The organism is Streptomyces sp. TAA486 (assembly GCF_000426165.1).
Window position 1 is genome coordinate 144,964 of record NZ_AUEV01000019.1, and the last position, 18,805, is coordinate 163,768.

Genomic DNA, 18,805 nt, shown 5'->3' on the forward strand with positions numbered 1-18,805 from the left:
AGGGTCAGCGCTCGACGAGTCGGCCGTCCACGACGACGTCGGTGCCGTCGACGGAGACGGTGCAGCCGCGCATCGCGATGTCCACGTGGGCGTAGGACTCACGGCCGAGAACGGGGTGCGGCCCGGTGGACCAGAGGAAGTTCCCGGCGAAGGCACGGGCGTCCATGCCCATCAGGTCGCCCTTGCCGTAGAGGGCGGTGGCGAACCAGTCGGCGGTCTTCATCAGGCCCCAGCCCATGTGGGAGAGGCTGCGTCCCCACTGGTCGTCGGCGTCCTCGAAGAAGGTCTCCAGGAGCTTCGCCTCGGCGCCGCCGGAGATCTTCTCGATGTGTCCGTCGGCGATGTGCAGCGTGACGGGGTCGCGGACGTACTCCTTGAAGGGCAGCAGGATGTCGCCCTCGGCCAGCACCAGCTGACCGTCGGAGAACTCGGGCCAGCACATCACCATCGTGCTCGGCCAGTGGTCCCAGCGGCCCGGGTCGTCGGCGAAGCCGACCTGGAACTCCGGGTGGGATCCCTTGAGTTGCACGGTCAGATCCGTGCCGGCGCCGGAGGTGACGCGCATGATCTCCGAGCGCGCGAGCAGGCCGGACCCCTCCAGGACGCGCTCCTTGTCGCTCGCCTGCGGCAGGTTGCGTATCAGGACGTCGGGGGCATCGCAGACGAAGATGATGCGGGTGCCGGCCTGGAGGATCTCCTGCTGGACGGGGGCGTGGATGAAGCCCTCCTGCGTGAGGTCGACGACCAGGTCGGCCGACTTCAGCAGGTCCTGGGCGACCGAGTCGTTGAGCACGGAGGTCAGGCCGGGGCCGGCACCGGTGTGGGTGCTGTCCATCGGGGCGGGGCTGCCACCGGGCACGGTCGCGGAGATGACGTGGGCTCCCAGGGACTTCGCGGCTCCGAAGGCGGCAGCGACGTAGTCACCTCGGCTGTCGGGCTCGGTGAGAACGACGACGTGCTCGTCCTTCTTCACCTTGCACAGCTCCAGTTCACGGGTGAACGCGTCGAGCAGATCGACGGACGACAGATCGAACATGGATGTTCCTCCAGGAGGCTCGCTTCAGCTATGGGGACTTCGTGCGGCGCTTCACCGCGTGGACCGACCGTCGGGACCGTCGCGAGCGCAGGCCGAAATCGGCCCACCACATAGGCTCTGACCAGCAGAAATGGGCAGGCGCTGGGCGTCTGGACGAAACTAATCCGAACACGTACTAACTTCGGTTGGCAAGGGTTGAGCCATGAGTTAACGCGGATTTTTCGTCGACTCTTGATCGTCTTTGACCGCTTTGGAACGTCCTCGGTTGATCGCGATCGCTCTCAGGACACGCTTCGGAAGCGCCGGAACGCGCAGATGGAACCGCCGACGCGCGGGCAACGTTGCCTTACGTTCCGGGACCGACGGGGGAACACGACTACCGATGGGGCGATGCCGGACCGACACGAGAAGCAGGGCCAGCCCACCGCCTGCCACCACCGCCGGGCGACACGGGCGCCTCAGTCTCCGTGCGCGGGCTGCGGGGCACTGCGCAGCCGCTCCTCCAGCGCGTCCAGCAGACCGGACAGCCCGGACTCCACGGCGAGATCGTCCAGGGTGGCCGCGGGGAGGAAGCCGGAGCCGGCGATGCCGCGCAGGGCGTCGAGCAGCGGCGTCCAGAAACCCCCGGCGTCCAGAAGGCCCACGGGCTTGGAGTGGAAGCCCAGTTGGCGCCATGACCACACCTCGAAGATCTCCTCCAGCGTGCCGAGCCCGCCGGGCAGGGCGATGAAGGCGTCCGCGTGCTCGGCCATCAGCGCCTTGCGCTCATGCATCGAATCGCACATGAGGAGCTCCGTCACGCCCTCATGAGCCCACTCCCGCTCGACCATGCTGCGCGGCATGACACCGATGACCTCGCCGCCCGCCTTGAGCACGCTGTCTGCCAGCACTCCCATCAGGCCCCTGCGACCGCCGCCGTAGACGAGGCCGATCCCGCGCCGGGCCAGCTCCGCGCCCACGTCGGCGGTCAGTTCGGCGTACGCCGGATCGCGCCCGTCGGATGAGGCGAGAAAGACTGCAAGGCGGCGCACGGGGACCTCCGGGACAGCTGGGAAGGGTCCTTCGGTGTACCACAGGCGCACCGGCGCTGACCACGCGTTTCCCCTGGGGACAGTTCCGCGGTCGGCAGGACGGGCCGGCGGACCGGTTCGGCCGGCACAGCCGGCGCACCTCCGATGCCAACTCCCAAGCAAATCTTGGTAGTTGCTTGGGGCTACCACCTACTAGGGTGCCGTCCCGGTGCTTCTCGCGAGGACGCCGGACGTCTCCTGTCGCACGCTCGCGAGTCGCACCGACCTGTGCACCAAGCGAACTCGGAGGTCGTCCCTTGAGCACGGACCAGCAGTGGGACATCGTCACCGGCGTCGGACTGACCGCCCTGGCGGTGGCCGCCGGCAGAGCGGCGGAGTCGGAGCGGCCCGACGCACTGATGACCGATCCCTACGCCTCCCGGCTCGTGGCCGCGGCAAAGCCGTCGGCACCGGTGTCCTTCTCCGACGGAATGCCCCTGACAGACGGCACGAACGACGAACTGTGGTCCGGCGCATCCGACTACATCGGTCTGCGCTCGCGGGTCTTCGACGACTTTTTCCTGCGCGCCTCCGAGGACGGCATCAGGCAGGTGGTGATCCTCGCGTCGGGGCTCGACACCCGTGCCTACCGGCTGCCCTGGCCCTCCGGCACCGTCTGCTTCGAACTGGACCAGCCGGCCGTGCTCGGCTTCAAAACGGCCACTCTGGACGAGGAAGGCGCCACCCCCGGCTGCGACCACCGCCCCGTGCCCGTCGATCTGCGGGACGACTGGGGCGCCGCGCTGGAAGCCCGCGGCTTCGACCGGTCCCGGCCGACCGCCTGGCTGGCGGAGGGACTGCTGCCGTATCTGCCGCCCGAGGCCGAGGTCCGCCTGTTCGAGGAGGTCAGCCACCTCTCGGCGGCGGACAGCCGCTTCGCCCTCGAACGGATCGACAACATGCACCACTTGCTCGACGATCCACTCGTGCGTGAGCGTGCCGACTCGGTCGGCTTCGACCTGCCCTCCCTCCTCCCCGGTGGGGAACGCGAGCCCGTCGAGAAGCAACTGACCCGCCTGGGCTGGCAATTCACGGACCACCCCGTCGCCGAGAGCGCCGCCGCCTTCGAACGCCCGCAGGACGGCCCGTCGATGTTCAGGGAACACGTCACGCACACCATCGCCCGGCTCGCCTGACGGTCCGGGGCTCCCGGCCGGCCTCGGACCCCGGTCGGCCGGGAGCCCCGTTCCGGAACGCGCCCTGCCACCCGCACCACCTCAACGCGACGCCCCCGAGCATGCGTTGAGCGCGGACTCTCGCGCGCTCAACGCACGGGCCACCAGCCGCCCGCCCCGGTCTGTGGTAGCACTGCGCTCATGAAGGACCAGCCAGCCGAACGCGCCGGCTACCACCACGGCTCCCTCCCCGAAGCACTCGTCACGGCGGCGCTCGATCTCCTCGACGAACGGGGCCCGGAGAAGGTGACCGTGCGCGAAGTCGCACGCCGTGCCGGGGTGTCACCGGGCGCGCCGTTCCGGCACTTCGCCGACCGGCAGGCGCTGCTGACAGCCGTGGCCGGACGCATTCTGGGCGACTTCGAGGAGTGGCAGAAGGCCGCGGTCCCGGAGGAGAGAGGTCCGGCGATGCGCGCCTTCGGGCTCGGCTTCGTGCGCTACGCGATCCGCCACCCGCACCGCTTCGGTCTGATCAGGTCCAGCGTGTTCGGCAGCAGCCGGCCTTCCGAACTGCACGAGCACCTCAGCGGCATCGAGCAGGCCGTGACCGGGATCATCGTCGCGGGACAGGAAGCGGGTGAGCTGCGCGCCGGGGACCCCGCCGTGGTGGGCCTCGCAGGTCAAGCACTGATCTACGGCCTGTCACAGATGATCGTCGACGGGTATCTGCCGCCGGCGAAGGCGGAGCAGCTCGCCGAACAGGTCCTGGACACCTTCGGCCTGGGCGTCGCCAACTCCCCCGGGTTCCGCCGGTCTTGACCATCGTCATGCCGCGTTGATGTAATCAGCGCTTACATTGATGGAGGGAGCATCCGGATGCACATACCCCGATTCCCGGAGGCCGCCGCCACCGGCACGGTGTCGATCCGGGCGACCCCGGCCGAGACGTACCGCATCATCAGCGACCCGCCCGTCATGGCCCGCTTCACGGAAGAGGCCCATCGCGCCCGCTGGCTGCGCGGCGCCCGGGCCGCGGCGGTGGGCGCCTGTTTCCGCGGCTACAACCGCAACGGCCTCCGCCGCTGGACGACCACCTGCCGCATCACGGACGCCGACGTCGGCCGGCGCTTCGCCTACGAGGTGAAGGCGCCCCTCGGAATCCCGGTCTCCCGCTGGCAGTACGACATCGAGCCCACCCACGAAGGCTGCACCGTCACCGAGACCAACTGGCTGCGCGTCCCGCTGTGGTTCATCCCCTTCGCGATCCTGGTCACCGGTGTCTTCGATCGCATGGGCGCCAACAACGCCAACATCACCACCACACTGGAACGCCTCAGGTCGCACCTGGAGACCGCTCCGGTCTAGCGCCGCGCCGGCCCCAACGGCCCGCCGACCGGGGGCCTGCTCAGCCCTGAGTCATGGCGGCGCGGAGCTCGCCGAGACACCTGCGCAGCAGGCGCGAGACGTGCATCTGGGAAAGCCCGAGGACGTCACCGATCTGCTGCTGCGTGAGCTCCTCACCGAAGTGCATCTCGAGAATGCGGCGGTCGCGCTCCTCCAGTCCGGCCAGGAGCGGCTTGAGCGAGTTGAGGTCCTCGACCTTCTCCAGGGCCGGGTCCCGGCGGCCCAGGCGGTTGAGCAGCGTGCTGACCTCCTTGGCCTCGCCGTCCTCGTCGCTGGACAGGTCGAGGGAGTGCGTGGAGTAGGCGTTCGAGGCGACCATCGCCTCGGTGACCTCGTCGACGGACACCGTCATCTCCTCGGCCAGTTCGCCCGTCGTCGGCGACCGGCCCAGGCGGCCCTCGAGCTCGTCGGTGGCGCGCGCCAGGGCGATGCGCTGCTCCTGCAGCCGTCGCGGGACGTGCACCGCCCAGGTGGTGTCGCGGAAGAAGCGCTTGATCTCACCGGCGATGTACGGGATGGCGAAGGTCGAGAACTCGACCTCCCGGCTCAGGTCGAACCGGTCGATGGCCTTGATGAGCCCGATCGTCCCGACCTGGCGGATGTCCTCGTACTGGTCCTCCCGGTCGTGGAACCGCCTGGCGACGAACCCGACCAGGGGCAGGCTCAGCTCGATCAGCGTGTTGCGCGCGTACTGGTAGTCGGCGGTGCCTTCCTCGAGCTCCTGGAGCCGCTGGAGGAAGACCGCCGTCAGCCGTCGCGCGTCCTGAGGTGGCACGGACTGCGGGGCGTCGATCCGCGGGGCCCGCGTTTCACCAGCCGTTTCGGCCTTCGCATCCGCCGCTCTGCTCCGCGGCGCGGTTCTGCTGCCCATGAAAGCCTCCGTACGGCAACTGTTGTCGTTCTGCATCTTTCTACCTGCCCCGGAGGCGGGGCACCACACCCATGCAGCAGAAAGTTGTCGACGCGCAAGTGTTTGCAGTCGGCACCGAATGCGCATCACCCCTGCCCACAGTCCCCGCGTCGCCCCAAGCAGGCGGACGCCAGAATTCCGCCTGTGGGTTCGTTCACAGTTCCGACATACAAGTGAAGGTTTGGTGTCGCGTACGCTGACCGCGACAAGCACAAGCGGTGAAGCGCTCACCAGCGCCGAGCCGACACCTCGTAGCCGGCACGGCAAGAAGCAGGACAAGTGGACAGATTCGCTGTGGTCGAGCGCGCTCTGCGCGCCGCGGCTCCGCACGAGCTGCCCGACGTCGTCACCAAGGCGATGCGGCAGCACTACGACGCGCTCGACGTACGGCTGCGCATGGCGGACTACGGGGTCCGGACACTGCAGGCGGTGGAGGCCGTGCCGCTCACCACCGAGCCGGTGCCCATACACGACAGTCCTGAGGGCCGCGCCTTCGGCGCCCAGGAGCCGGTGGTGGAGCTCGATCCGGCCTCCCACACGACAACCGTGCACCTGGCGGTGAGCGTCCGCGGCGACCGCGTCGGGGTTCTGTCGGTCGTCTTTCCCGAAGACGCCGACGTCAAAGAGCTGTTGACCCAGCTGGAACAGCTCAGCATGGCGCTCGGCCACGAGATCATGGTCGCCGAGCGCGACACGGACATCTATCTGCTGGCGCGCAGGGCCGCACGGCTCACCCTCGCCGCCGAGATGCAGTGGCAGCTGCTGCCCGGACGCTCCTGCCGGCGGTCCGAATTCGCCCTCGGCGCCCACCTGGAACCGGCGTACGCGATCTTCGGCGACAACTACGACTGGTCCGCCTCCGCCGACCACCTCACCCTCGCCATAACCAACGGCATGGGCGAGGGGATCGAAGCCGCGCTGCTCACCAACCTCGCCGTCAACGCCATGCGCAACGCGCGCCGCGCGGGCCTCACCCTCGCCGACCAGGCATGCCTCGCCGACCAGGCCATCTACGGGCGGCACCGCGGAGCGACGTACGTATCGATGCTGCTCCTGCGCTTCGAGCTGATCTCCGGACGGGTGGAGGTCGTCGAGGCGGGCTCGCCCCGCGCCTGGCGCATCAGGGAGGGCAAGACCGAGGCTCTGCGCTTCGAGGACCAGTTGCCCCTCGGGATGTTCGAGGACACCCCTTACGTGGCCCAGCGCTTCGACGTACAGCCGGGCGACCGGCTCCTGTTCGCGAGCGACGGCGTCTACAACGCGCTCTCACGCAGCGGCGAGAACTACGGTCAGCACTCCCTGACCCGCTCCCTGAACGCCAACCGGCTGCTGCCTGCGGAGCAGGTCCCCCAGGCCGTCCTCCGCGATCTCGCCGACCACCGGGGTATCGCCCCGCTCGACGACGACGCCCTGGTGCTCTGCGTCGACTGGCAGGGACGTGGAGCCGCCAACGGACTTCCCGCACACTGACCGGCGCGGACCGGCGCGGGACTGGCGGCCGAAGAGGTACGAGCGTCGCCGCCACGGCCGCGGTCAGGCGGAGCTCTCCACCTGTTCGCTGCCGCTGAGGCCGAGCTCGGGAAGGGCGCCTTCCGCGGCGTCCTGGAATCCCTTGAGGCCCTCCATCAGTGCCGCACGCGCCTTGGGCGGCATGGCGGCGACAGTCGCCGTCAATGCCTCCTCGCGCCGGCGTCGCAGATCGCGCAGGTAGTCCTTCCCCTGCCGCGTCAGATGCAGTTCGAGCTCCCGGCGGCTGACCGGGCTCGGCGTGCGCTCGAGAAAGCCCAGCGCCTGGAGGCGGTCACACAGACGGCTGACGGAGGACGCCGCAGAGCCCAGGGTCTGGCCCAGCGCCCGCAGGTTCATTCCCTCGTCACGTTCCAGGCAGTAGAGCACCTTCAGCTGCGAGGCGGACACGGGCGAAGGCGAAACGGCGTCCCGGCCCCGCTCCCACAGCACCTCGAGCACCTCGATGACCTCGCGGGCCGCCCGGGCAGCTTCCTGCGACCCGCGGTCCCGTGACCGTGGCTGTGCGGACGGCGAGCGGTTCTCACCCATCACAGAGGCACTCCGACCCCGGTTGACCGACCCCTGATGCGATCCAGGCCCAACGCTTCATTCCCACGCCTTCAAGTCCCGAGAGGGGGGTCATCGGCGCCCGGCGGCAGGCGCTCGCGGAAGCGCGCCGGTCGCGAGATGTACCGCCGGACGGTGCTGCCGAAGAGCCCCGAGCTGACCCTTGTCGGACGACAATCGTACTCCGGGACTTGCTTGCCCGGCGGCGGCTGTCCGTACACCTTCCCCCGCCTACGCGGCGAAGGTGCCAGGCCCAGAGTGCTCGGGAGGCTGTGGCCACCGGTGCCGTGATCCACGGGCCGCGATCTCCAGGCGGCCGTGAGCTCCTTCCCGAGCTTCTCCGGTCGGAGAACCCGGTCGGAGAACCCGGCCGGAGAACCGGCGGTCCGCCTACTCGAACCGTGCGACGTCGCCCGCACCCCTGCGCACGATCTCGGGGGCGCTGCCGGAGAAATCGATGACGGTGGTCGGCTCGGTGCCGCAGTCGCCGGAGTCGACCACCGCGTCCACGACGTGGTCGAGCCGCTCCTTGATCTCCCAGCCCTGCGTCATCGGCTCTTCCTCGTCGGGCAGAAGCAGGGTGCTGGAGAGCACCGGCTCGCCCACTGCGGCGAGCAGCGCCTGGGTGACGGCGTGGTCGGGGATCCGGACCCCGACCGTCTTCTTCTTCGGGTGCAGCAGCCGGCGCGGCACCTCCTTGGTCGCGGGGAGGATGAAGGTGTAACTGCCGGGCGTGGCCGCCTTGATCGCACGGAACACGTCATTGTCGACGTGGACGAACTGACCGAGCTGCGCGAAGTTCTGGCACACAAGGGTGAAGTGGTGACGGTCGTCCAGGTTCCGGATCGACCTGATCCGGTCCATGCCGTCGCGGCTTCCCAGCTGGCATCCCAGTGCGAAGCACGAGTCCGTCGGATACGCGACGAGCGCGTCGTTGCGGAGGCTGTCGGCCACGGCGCTGATGGTGCGGGGTTGCGGGTTGTCCGGGTGCACGTCGAAGTACTTCGCCATCCGCCGACCCTATGCGACCTGCGGCACCGGCGCCCAGGTGAGGCATGGCCGCCCGGGTAACGAACACACTGCGTAGCGAAGTTGAGTAGCGCCTACTCAGGCGCCCGCTTCCCTCACGCACCGATCATCACTCTGCGTCGGCGTTGATTGTCCGAGGCAGCAGCCGTGGCCGGTTCGACCAGCCGTCCACGGAGTACGTGGCACCGCGGACCTCCGGGTCACGTGCCCTGTTGTCCGCGGCCGCCGACAGCCGGCCGCACCGGTGGTGCGGCAGAAATGAAGTGAGATCCGGACGGACCGTGGACGCGGACCGGGCGACAGGGGGAACGCCGCCCGTTCCGCGGACACGGTCCATCCGGCAGCACTACGAAACGGGGGGTGCGGCGTGGCCCGCACCGCAGGAGAAAGACATGCACCGGTTCTTGAAGGCCCTGAAGGACTACGCGGAATTCGCCGGAAAGGCACGCCGCAGGGGGTTCTGGATATCGACCCTGATCAGCACCGTCACGTCCTCACTGCTCCGAGTCGGTGAGCAAGCCGGTGAAGTGCGCCTGCCCGCCTCGGCAATTGCCGCCTTCTACGTCGGCGTGATGCTCATACCCGCACTGGCCCTGGGGGCCCGGCGGCTCCATCACGCGCGGCGGCCGGGCTGACGCAGCCGGGCGAACGGCCCGGGTCTCGCGCACCCCGGCCGTTCGCCCTCCACATTCCGTCACCGGTGCGGCGTCAGGACAACGCGCCGTCGTAGTCCGGGAGTTTGAACGTCTTTTCCGCGTGCCCGCCCACCATGTCGGTCGGGGTGTTGCCGATATTGGCGATGATCTTGTAGCCCTTGGACTCGATCTCGGCCCGCTTGGCGGTCTTGTACTTGCTGACCTCGTCGAAGATGTCCGGCAGGTCGCGCAGATAGAGCCCGTCGATCGGGAATCCTGCCTTCTCCAGATTGTCCTTCGTCAGCGAGTAGATGATCCCCGGACGGGCGGTGACGAAGTAGACGTCCACACCACGGGAGTCCGCGTAACGGGCGAGATCCAGCGTCTGCTCGACCGGAGGCGTCGGCAACTCCCAAATGGGGTGGAAGTGCGTCTCCAATGAGGTGTTGTCGATGTCGAGGACGATCGCCATCTTCTCGCCGGCGCCTTGGGAGATGCGTTCCTCGAGGTACGGGCGGGCTTCGCCCGTCACGGCGCTGACGTCGCGCTTCCAGGTCTCGTAATCGACGTCTGCACGCGTGCCGACGTCTTCGCGCGTGCTGCTGCCGTGTTCGGCCTGCTGCTGAGCCGGAGCGGTCGAAGCCGTGCGTGCGGCCTGCGAATCGGCCGGCGCCGGGGCGGCGGTGGCCGATGTCGCGCCGACCGCCGTCACGGTCACCACTGCCGCACCGGCGGCGGAGACCGCTATCCGAGTTGTCAATTTGCGTACATGCATGGGGGGTTCACTCCTGAGTCGCAGATCCGACACGGGACGGCCCGTCGCCGGATCGACGAAGAGCCCGTGGCATGCTCACGTCTCATCATGGCCGGAGTGGAAACTTCCGGCTACCGGTCGGTAGTGATTGGTGTGTTCCAAGACATCTGAACGCGCCCCGGACGAGCGTCCGTTCTCCCTCACGACGGACGCGTCGGACCGTCCCGAACGGGACGGCTCCCGCGACATCCCCGCAGGCCGGGGCATGAACCACTGGACTCCCGCGGCCCGGAACCGCCGGCCGTCTCCGAGTACGTCGCCGCGAAGGACGGGCCGATCGCCTTCAGCAATGAAGGGGAATCCGGAGCAGGACGCGGCCCGCTTCGTCACCTCGCAGTCCAGGAACTGGGGGTTCGCTCCGACCTGTTCGCGCGAAGCCCGGACCACCACCCGCACGGGACGCGTCGTCACGATGGCTCAAACCCACCACAGACACCCCCCGACCAACCTCAGGCGCTCTTGCGCTCGCCCGCGCCAGGCGCATCAATAAGCAGCGCGTGGACTGACCTGCAAGCCAGACCCGCGGCACCCCGGAGTGCGGCCTGAGCCGCGGACCTTCGCACTCCCGGACACCGCGGCACGCACCGCACCCCCACACCGTCCCCCGAGCGTCAGACGTGGCGCGACGACTGCGGTGGTCATGCAACTCCCCCACACACGGAAGGCACTTCCATGGGACGTAGCAGATCAGCCTTGGGAACAGCACTGGGTACGGCGCTACTGGCAGCGGGCGCCCTGGCGTTCGCGCCGACCGCGTCCGCCGTCGACCCGACGATTGCCACCGTGAGCGCCGACTGCGGCAGCGCCGGTTCCGGCGAGGCCACCCTCACCGCCACACAGGACGGCACCGCGGCGACGATCACGCTCTCCTCCTCGGCCGTGAAGGCGCCGATCGACGTCGCCGCGGGATCGGTCGAGACCACGCTCACCATGACGAAGAACGGCAGCGACACCGCGACCTTCACGGGGAAGTCCAACCCCGCGATGTCAGCCGGTGACGACGTCAACTCCGGCCCCCTGGACGGGACTGTCGCCGCGGGCGACGTCATGGAGGCGAAGTCGGTGAAACTCGTCATCTTCGGGGTCATCACGGTGAACTGCACCGCCACCTCGGCCCAGACACCTGGACCGTTCACCTTCTGAGGCGGCTGAGCACCCTGTCCGCCCGGTGAGCGGGGCGGCGGCGTCGGACGCCGCGCCGCTCGCCTCCTTCCCCGGGCCCGGAACCGCATGCCCGCTATGCCCTCGTCCACCTCGGCGTCTGTTCCGCGCCCGTCGCCATCGCTCCGGCCGCCGTGATCGTCAAGGGAGCCGGCCGGTGACCGACGGCCCACGACCGGGTGCGGGCGGCCCGCTGCCCGCACCCGTCGTCGGAAGCGCCGTCCAGGACACCACCCGAGACCGCGTGGGCATCGTCGTGGGCCACGAAGGGCCCTACCTCCAGCTCCGCCCACTCAGCGGCGGACGCGAATGGGATGCCCGCCCGGGCACATCCAACCCCTCAACCCCTCAGCCCCGCTGAGCTGTTGAGCGCCCACGTAGCTGAAACCAACGCGCGCAGCCGCACGGGCTTCGACCTCAACGGTTCACCGGGACAGCCGCGAAGCGGGTGGCCGAGGACCACGCCCCCGTGGTTCGTACTGGGCGGCTCAAACTGCGTCCTTACTTCGCAAGCCCGGTCGGCCGCCAGCCCGCGAGCAGGTCGTCCTCCGCCGCGCGCACCACCCACCGGATGGCTTCGACATTCGAAAGGTGCTTACCCGTGAATACCCTCTTGTTGCGCGTCCTCCGGACGAAACTGCGGGTCGCCCCGTAGAGAGAAGCCTCCAGGCGCTCTGCTTCCAATGACTATTCTGAGTACTCAGAAAGTAAAGGAAGGACGATGTTGCGCGGTCCAGACTAAGTCGTCACTCATCCAAACCCTCGGGCACATCCTCGACTGTCCGGCAGTCGAGCAGCACTACGAACTGTTGCACTTTCGGGTCGAGTTCTACGACTGCCCCTACCTCCATGCCGAGGGCTCTTCGACCTCGTGCGGGCGGGCGCCTCTCTTCGCGGCCAGGCGCGGCGCGGACACGAATCGAAACACGACTCGTCCTGCTGGCTGGCACCATCGCGCTTCCGTCACCTGCTGGCCTTCCCGCTCCGACAAGAGCGGGTCGTCCTCGGCGTCGTCGTGAGCACCTGACTGCGAGCCAGATACCCAGACCAGCCCTGCGTTGCTGTTGTGCCACATAGAACCGACGGGGCCGTAGCACAAACAAGTTGATCCCCGGCTGGCCATACGCGGTCGCGCTCGCCATCCAAGAGAACGGCGGACCTCCGCCCAAGTCCCTCAGTCCTCCGCCCCCCACTAGCCGGTACGGTCACGCCGAGACCCTGACCCGGGAGGAATTGCACCCCGCCTGCAGGGCCCGCGAACCTGCAGATCGAGCGCCTGCCCGGCGGCCGGGACTCAAGCCACCGGGCCTGTGGCCTTCGTCCACCAAAATCTCCTGATCAGCCACCACTCGTGCACGTCCCATCCTCTACTCCTGCACTTCTCTCTTACGAAACCCAAGAACCGTGTGCGCTTCGGCACTTCGACTCTGCATCCTTGACCCGGACGACGCTGGGCAGCATGGCTGGCTCCACGTCGCCTTGCTAGGCTGCTTCGCGAAGTAACGGGGAACAAGAGGGGGCACTGTGTCCGGTTTCGCAGTGGAAGTTCGAGAACTGAGGAAGCTCGTCGCACGACTCCAGGACTGTGCCGGCGAGTTGGAGAGTGGACTAAACGCTCTGCGCGATATCGGGCCGAAAGGCTTGGGATTCGACTTCTTCGACGAGGCCTGCGAGCACTTTCAGGACAAGTGGGAGAACGGCCTGGATGAAATCCGTGACTCCGTGGACGACCTGAAGAGCGGCCTGAAGCAGATCACGGACAACTACGAGAAGAACGAACACAACGTAGCGGAAGCAATGAATTCCACCGGGGGAAACTGACTATGACCACTGGAAAGCCTCAGGACTGGTCGGGTCTGGGATTCGATCCGGCACCCGGAACTCAGCATGTCGTGGACAACCTGAGTGTGAAGCTCGGCAAGGTGGCAAAGCACCTCACAGAGGTCCACGCGGTGCTGGACGAGATCACCAAAGGGAAATCGAGCACTTGGAGTGGCGAAGCAGCCAAGTCGTTCGCTGACCGGGTGGGCAAGCTGCCCAAGTACCTCCAAGACGCGGGTGACGCGATGACGGGCGCCAAGCGCGCCCTGCACAGTTGGCATGAAACTCTCACCGAAAACCAGCCCAAAGCGTGGCGCCTTGAAGCGGAGGCAAAAGAGGCCAGGACTCGCGTCCGCCGGGCAGAGTCCGAACACAGCCAGGCGAGCAACAATCCAGACCTCGACCTCGCGGGCACCACGTACTTTGACGAAACGGCCCGCCAAAACGCACAGCGACGTCTGGACCACGCCAATAACGCGCTAGACGAGGCGACTTCCCGGCTCAACGGGGCGCGGTCGACCATCGACGAACTCATTAAACGTGCCGAAGCACTGGAGACCGATCACAAGTCCGTGGCCAACGCTCGGGCCAAAGCAGTACGAGAGGCAGCAGACAAGTCTGCCCCGCCAAGTGGCTGGGATTCTTTCGTCAACTGGCTGGACGAAAACAAGGGCGACATCCTTGGGACCCTCTCCGGAGTCTTGGGCGTCGCAGCACTGTTCTGCCCGATTCTCGCCCCTTTCGCAGTAGCCCTCAGCCTGGCAGCGCTCGCAACTCACACGGCGGAGTACGCCAGCGCGGGAAAGCTGTGGCCGCCGCAGAAGAACGTCGGCAACTACCTTACCCTTGGGGGGGACCTGCTGGGGTCGATTCCAGGGGTCGGTGTGGCCGGTCGTGGGATCATTTCCGGAGCCAAGGGGGCGCGCTTCGCAGCCTCTGGCAGCAAAGTCGCACAAGGCATGCGAGCGGGCAGCACGGCGGTCAGTCGTGGGGTACGGACCATGAAGCTGGAGGCATCAACAGCTCCGTGGCTGCTAGATAAGACTGTTGGGGCTGCGGCATCAAAAATGGGAGCCACGGACGATGTGGCACGTAGCGCCGCTCGCTATGCGACAGCGGGCACTGGATCAGCAACGACCGGGGCGCAGGTCCCGTCTCTCTTCACGGATTCATCCAGTGCAGGAACGGCGAACAGCGTCGGCGGTGGAACCAGCAATGTCGTCGGTGGCGTCAATCCAGGAATCTCAGGCTCCAAAGTGAGTGGCACAATCATCGGAGTGAGCAGTGCACTGGGCGTGGGGGCGGTACTAGGGGGCGCCAACTAGCCATGAATCTTGCTTCGGCTACGATTCCTGTACCTGTTTGGTTCACCCTCCCGGAAGGCTTTACAGAGATAGCTCTCGATGCGAAGCCTGAAGACAGGGCGGCTCAACTGGGCGAAACCCTCCACCACGTGTACCCCTCAGCGCCCGTATTCGAGAAGCTGACTGCTGTCGCAGCTACCGAGATCACGATTCAAGAGCTGCTCGCGCAGGGAGCAATCAGTGTCTCAACATTCATGTACAAGCGCGCAGACGGTGAGCTGTGCAGCGGGATGCTGTCCGCGTTTGTCATCGAGGAGAACGTGCAACCGATTTCTTCTTTTGGCGAAAGACTTCTCGGTGAATTGACGGGAACAGCTGATGATCTCGAATGCGGAATCATCAACTTGACTATTGGGCCAGTCGTGCTGGCCTCCCGAGACACTCAAACACCAGATTTTGCTTCACTGCTCGGGGATGCAGCACAACGTGAGGCTGTTTCCACACAGCGCCAACTTGAAGCGTACGTCCCGTTTCCGCATGGCAGGTCAGTCCTTCAACTATTGTTCACCACCACAGATATTGAGGCGTGGGAAGACCTGCTCCCAGTATTTGCCGAAGCCCTGAACGGCGTCTCCTTCAAGCCCCCTAAGAAGCAAGTCGATTCGACCGAGAACGAGCTGCGAGCAGCAGTCAACGATTGGGCAAGAAATGAATTCGGATGATAGGTGACCCTAGTGAATGATGAAGAGGTACGCTTCCTGTGCTATTTTCGCGCTTCGCGTTTTATGCCAAGCACAGCAGGTAAAGCAGTGACTGTTCCTGTCTCCAACTTCAGCGGATGGAAAGACGGGAAGGCACAGAGCCTGGCTTCTCGCTGGGGTTATGTATATAGGGGGAGGAACAACACGGGAACCGTCACGTGGTTGTTCCAACGAGATGATGCGCCTGCACAAGACGTGGTCGGTGGACCGTCCCGAAAGATCGCGCGCAAGGTTCCCGCCGCACGCGCCGAAGCGGAGGAGGTCCGCAAGGAAACCGGATTCGATGTTTTCGACGCGGACACGTGCCTGGAGGTTGAGCGCGCTGCCGGTGAAACAGCTGCGCGGTCGCAGAAGCCCATCATCGGCGTGGTCTTCAGCTGGATTCCAGCCATCTTCTGCCTGGGTGGCGCAATTTACCTCGCGTCTGAGGGTGCAAGCGCATCTGATGAGGTTACAGGCCTGACCGTGATGAGTGTACTCGCAGTAGGTCTAGTAACACTGGGCCTGTATTTCCTGCGCAAGACCCGCGCGGCCATGCGCCTTTACCGGGAAGTCCACGCTCCCAAGGTGGCCCTCATCAAACGCGTCTTGACCGTCGCTGAAGACGAGCTACTCAAGGCCGGCCGACCGACCTGACTCAGCACTACCGCTGCCCTCCACGCCGGTGGCGGCGTAGTCCCGGGTAGCGGCAGCACACCCCGGCCCGCCCCCTGTGGTCGGATTTCGAGGGGTCGGCTCTTTGTCTCAACTGTGCAATTAGCGGTGCGAGTTGACGGCTCCCGGACATGCGAGAACCGTGAAGGTGCCGGACAATATCCTAAGGGGTAATCAGAACACGTAGTGCCCCCTGCGAGACCCCTGTCCGTCTCCCACAGCGACGGCGCGCACCCGCCGCCAGAAGGAGAGCGAGACCCGTAATGCCCAGGCCCAGAAGGCGCCCTTGCTCCACGAGGTCATCGAAATCAGGGAGTCGATATCGACCTCGGATCACTTCCCGGTAAGCGCTGCGCGCACCGGCCCTGCCCGGCCACGGTGGGAACAGTTCGCCCGCGGCCTGCTCGCGCAGGAAGGGCCGACCGTCCCGCCGATCCCCTGACAGACAGCCGCCCTCCCACGCAGCAGGGCCGCGCTCCTCTGCCACCCGGCCGACCGCTGAGGACCGCATGAACGACGGTCTCTCGGCCAATGAGAAAGTCGAGAGCGACTTCGGCTGACGTGATGAGGTAGCGAGCGTGATGAGCAACAAGGCAGAGCAGGTAGCGCTGGAGGTCACCGGCCAGGTCGAGCGGCGCTGGCCAGCGTGGATCAGCCCGTGGTGATCGGACCGAGCCAGGGCTCGGGGCGTGCGAACACGCCGCCGCGCCGAAGGTGGCCGAACCCTGCTGTGGTCCAAAGCCGAAGAAGGGCTTGCTGGACGGGTTGTTCTGGTTTGTGATCGCACCCGTCTACTACGTGACCGATCCGATTGGGAACTTCTTCGACTGGGTCCTGGACAAGATCTCCTTTCGCCGCAAGAGGCGTACGTTGCATGGGGGTTGGGGAAGCGTCGCCGGCTCACTGCTCGCGGCTCACCACACATCCGCACGGCGTTTCCTGGGTATCTGGTCGTACCGGACTCCACCTGGTGTACATCGGGGAGCTAGGTTCCGAGGTCGGCTGGTCCCTGCCGAGGGAACAGGTCCGCAGCATCAAGCACCTCGAGTGGGCCGGGGGTATGCCGCACAGGGCCACTCTCCGATTCCACTTCTCGGACGGTTCCTGGGGTGACCTGGTAATCATCGGCCAGACCTGGCGGCAGTTGCTGTCCCAGTTTCCGACAGCTCCGAGCACGTAGTCCGAGGGGAGCGGTTGCTCCCGGTCGTCACGGTCCGGTTGGGTCCCGGGGCGTCGACCGGGGTCGCGGGGGTTCCTGGCTCAGGTCGGGCCGTAGCGGTCGTGGGGTTTGCGGGGAAACACGAGCCCGTATCAGCTGGCCGCGGGCTGCTCGGTGCTACGAACAGGGCCTCCTGAACGGCTCGTTGGTGTGAATTCACCGAGCGACGTCAGAACGGTGGCGCAGCAAGTCTTCTGTGCGAATGTCCACCGCACTACACCGTTGTACGGCGAGCCAGCAGCGTGGAGTCGTGGACGTCGACGGTCACGCCGTCGCGAACCGTCGTCCGTGGCCGCTGCTCGACGACAAGCGCTTCGAAGCCGTCGGGCAGGCCGGGCAGAAGGTCCTCGGCGAGGAACATCGCCCTGCGGTGGCTCGCGGTGAGATGAGGGAACATCTCGGACGGCGCGTGGCCCACGACCAGGAGGTGCCCGCCCGGCGCGACGGCCTCGGCCAGTCGGCCGGCGACCTCGACCATCCCGCCGTCCGGTGGGTGCAGGAAGTGCGTGGTGACCAGGTCGTAGGACCGGCCGTCGGCCGCGAACGTGCGGGCGTCGACCTGCCACCAGTCGGTGCGGTCGGCAACTCCGGCCTCATCGGCGTGGCGGGCGGCGCGCGCCAGGCCGTTGGCGGAGAAGTCGGCGCCGGTGACCCTCCAGCCCTGCTGGGCGAGCCAGATCACGTCGCCACCCTCTCCGCAGCCGACGTCGAGAGCGGTGCCCGGGATCAACTCGGAGACTTCGGTGACCAGTTGAGGGTTGGGGTTCCCGCTCCAGATCGTCTCCTCACTGGAGTACCGCTCCTCCCAGCTCTGCGGCTCGAACATGGCCGCCGCTTCCTCGTCGGTGAGCTGGTGTTCGTGTCCACTCATCACGCGGCTTCCTTCCGGTGCTCCGAGACGGCCGAGGCCGTCTCCTCGAGGACGAGGTCGTGGTTGAGAAGCGTTCCGGCGACCATGCCGTCGGTCGCCGAGGCGATGACCCCGCCGTACGGCGTGGCCGCGTTGCCGACGACCTTCAGGCCTGGGGCATCCGGGCCGCCGACGGCGTCGAGCAGTGTGGTGTCGCCGGTCGGCACGGTGGTGACCACCAGCGCCGCCCGGTGCACGATCTCGCCTCCGTCCAGCTCGAGGCCGCTGATGGCATCGTCCTCGACGACCACCCGTCTGATCCTGCCCGGCACCCAGCGGATGCCGCGGGCGGCGAGCTTCTCGGCCTCCTCCCCCTGCGGAGCTGGCCGGCCGTTGAGCAGGATCACCACGTCCTCGCTCCACTGGCGGAACAGCAGCGCCCGCTCGACGCAGTCCGGCCCGCTCGCCACGACCCCCAAAGGCAGGTCGGCGACCTCCCAGCCGTGGCAGTACGGGCAGTGCAGCACGTCACGGCCGAACCGCTCCTCCAGGCCCGGGACCTGCGGCAGCACGTCGACCACACCGTTGGCCAGCACCAGCCGCCGGGCGAGGACCGAGCTGCCGTCCTCGAGTCCCAGAGCGAAACGGCCACCGGTGCGGGCGGCGGAGGAGACCCGGCCGGAGCGCACCTCGACGCCGTACCGCCCGACCTCCTCCCGTCCGACGGCCAGCAGCTCGGCGGGCTTGGTGCCCTCCCTGCCGAGGTAGTTGTGCACGTGGTCGGCAAGGGCGTTGCGGGGCTCGCCGGCGTCGATCACCAGCACCGATCGCCGCGACCGTCCCAGTACCAGCGCGGCACTCAGTCCCGCCGCTCCGCCTCCGACCACGACCACGTCGTACGTCTCGTTGATGTCCATGCCTGAAGAGTGCGGACATCGCCCCGGAT

Annotated in this window: 19 protein-coding genes; 11 read left to right on the forward strand and 8 right to left on the reverse strand. The window is 67.2% G+C overall.

Annotated elements, in window-relative coordinates; translation table 11 throughout:
- Positions 1-4: 4 nt before the first annotated feature.
- Complete coding sequence (locus I004_RS0124825; RefSeq protein WP_028437718.1) at positions 5-1,036, reverse strand: 2,5-dihydroxypyridine 5,6-dioxygenase NicX family protein; 1,032 nt, start codon at positions 1,034-1,036, stop codon at positions 5-7.
- Positions 1,037-1,494: 458 nt separating this feature from the next.
- Positions 1,495-2,067: a TIGR00730 family Rossman fold protein gene (locus I004_RS0124830; protein WP_028437719.1), complete on the reverse strand. Its 573-nt coding sequence runs from the start codon at positions 2,065-2,067 to the stop codon at positions 1,495-1,497.
- Positions 2,068-2,363: 296 nt separating this feature from the next.
- Between I004_RS0124830 and I004_RS0124835 the strand changes: the two genes are divergently transcribed.
- From I004_RS0124835 to I004_RS0124845, 3 genes are all read left to right on the forward strand, one after another.
- Positions 2,364-3,242 carry an SAM-dependent methyltransferase gene (locus tag I004_RS0124835; RefSeq protein WP_028437720.1) on the forward strand — a complete coding sequence of 293 codons (879 nt, stop codon included), beginning with the start codon at positions 2,364-2,366 and terminating at the stop codon, positions 3,240-3,242.
- A gap of 180 nt (positions 3,243-3,422) precedes the next feature.
- Positions 3,423-4,040, forward strand: a complete 618-nt coding sequence (locus tag I004_RS35870; protein ID WP_037977644.1) for a TetR/AcrR family transcriptional regulator — start codon at positions 3,423-3,425, stop codon at positions 4,038-4,040.
- A gap of 57 nt (positions 4,041-4,097) precedes the next feature.
- Positions 4,098-4,586 (forward strand): SRPBCC family protein, encoded by a 489-nt coding sequence (locus I004_RS0124845; protein ID WP_028437721.1) that lies wholly within the window; start codon positions 4,098-4,100, stop codon positions 4,584-4,586.
- A 40-nt stretch (positions 4,587-4,626) separates the two neighbouring features.
- On the opposite strand, the gene I004_RS35875 is transcribed toward I004_RS0124845, so the two are convergent.
- Complete coding sequence (locus tag I004_RS35875) at positions 4,627-5,496, reverse strand: SigB/SigF/SigG family RNA polymerase sigma factor (RefSeq protein WP_037977646.1); 870 nt, start codon at positions 5,494-5,496, stop codon at positions 4,627-4,629.
- Between the two features lie 318 nt (positions 5,497-5,814).
- On the opposite strand from I004_RS35875, the gene I004_RS35880 reads away from it, so the two are divergent.
- Positions 5,815-7,005, forward strand: a complete 1,191-nt coding sequence (locus tag I004_RS35880; RefSeq protein WP_037977649.1) for a PP2C family protein-serine/threonine phosphatase — start codon at positions 5,815-5,817, stop codon at positions 7,003-7,005.
- A gap of 63 nt (positions 7,006-7,068) precedes the next feature.
- Here the strand turns inward: I004_RS35880 and I004_RS0124860 are convergent, their stop codons facing one another.
- Complete coding sequence (locus tag I004_RS0124860) at positions 7,069-7,593, reverse strand: MarR family transcriptional regulator (protein ID WP_028437722.1); 525 nt, start codon at positions 7,591-7,593, stop codon at positions 7,069-7,071.
- A gap of 408 nt (positions 7,594-8,001) precedes the next feature.
- Complete coding sequence (locus I004_RS0124865; RefSeq protein WP_028437723.1) at positions 8,002-8,622, reverse strand: L-threonylcarbamoyladenylate synthase; 621 nt, start codon at positions 8,620-8,622, stop codon at positions 8,002-8,004.
- A gap of 410 nt (positions 8,623-9,032) precedes the next feature.
- On the opposite strand from I004_RS0124865, the gene I004_RS35885 reads away from it, so the two are divergent.
- Positions 9,033-9,275: a DUF805 domain-containing protein gene (locus I004_RS35885; protein WP_051345395.1), complete on the forward strand. Its 243-nt coding sequence runs from the start codon at positions 9,033-9,035 to the stop codon at positions 9,273-9,275.
- A 73-nt stretch (positions 9,276-9,348) separates the two neighbouring features.
- On the opposite strand, the gene I004_RS0124875 is transcribed toward I004_RS35885, so the two are convergent.
- Positions 9,349-10,050, reverse strand: coding sequence for an HAD family acid phosphatase (locus I004_RS0124875; RefSeq protein WP_028437724.1), 702 nt, complete (start codon positions 10,048-10,050; stop codon positions 9,349-9,351).
- Positions 10,051-10,761: 711 nt separating this feature from the next.
- Here I004_RS0124875 and I004_RS0124880 point away from each other — a divergent pair.
- From I004_RS0124880 to I004_RS0124895, 6 genes are all read left to right on the forward strand, one after another.
- Positions 10,762-11,232, forward strand: coding sequence for a hypothetical protein (locus tag I004_RS0124880; protein ID WP_028437725.1), 471 nt, complete (start codon positions 10,762-10,764; stop codon positions 11,230-11,232).
- 175 nt (positions 11,233-11,407) lie between these two features.
- Positions 11,408-11,611, forward strand: a complete 204-nt coding sequence (locus I004_RS38490) for a hypothetical protein (protein ID WP_078511779.1) — start codon at positions 11,408-11,410, stop codon at positions 11,609-11,611.
- 1,163 nt (positions 11,612-12,774) lie between these two features.
- Positions 12,775-13,071: a WXG100 family type VII secretion target gene (locus I004_RS39630; RefSeq protein WP_158677087.1), complete on the forward strand. Its 297-nt coding sequence runs from the start codon at positions 12,775-12,777 to the stop codon at positions 13,069-13,071.
- A 2-nt stretch (positions 13,072-13,073) separates the two neighbouring features.
- A complete protein-coding gene (locus I004_RS39635) occupies positions 13,074-14,396 on the forward strand; it encodes a putative T7SS-secreted protein (RefSeq protein WP_158677088.1) in 1,323 nt (440 codons plus the stop codon).
- Positions 14,397-14,398: 2 nt separating this feature from the next.
- Positions 14,399-15,097, forward strand: coding sequence for a hypothetical protein (locus I004_RS39640; protein WP_158677089.1), 699 nt, complete (start codon positions 14,399-14,401; stop codon positions 15,095-15,097).
- A 12-nt stretch (positions 15,098-15,109) separates the two neighbouring features.
- The gene (locus I004_RS0124895) at positions 15,110-15,772 is read left to right on the forward strand and encodes a hypothetical protein (RefSeq protein ID WP_158677090.1); all 663 of its coding nucleotides are present in this window, start codon (positions 15,110-15,112) and stop codon (positions 15,770-15,772) included.
- A 1,451-nt stretch (positions 15,773-17,223) separates the two neighbouring features.
- Here I004_RS0124895 and I004_RS0124910 read toward each other — a convergent pair.
- Positions 17,224-17,880 (reverse strand): class I SAM-dependent methyltransferase, encoded by a 657-nt coding sequence (locus I004_RS0124910; RefSeq protein ID WP_028437730.1) that lies wholly within the window; start codon positions 17,878-17,880, stop codon positions 17,224-17,226.
- Positions 17,880-18,776, reverse strand: coding sequence for an NAD(P)/FAD-dependent oxidoreductase (locus tag I004_RS0124915; RefSeq protein ID WP_051345397.1), 897 nt, complete (start codon positions 18,774-18,776; stop codon positions 17,880-17,882). Before I004_RS0124915 ends, I004_RS0124910 begins: the two co-directional genes overlap by 1 nt.
- Between the last annotated feature and the right edge of the window lie 29 nt (positions 18,777-18,805).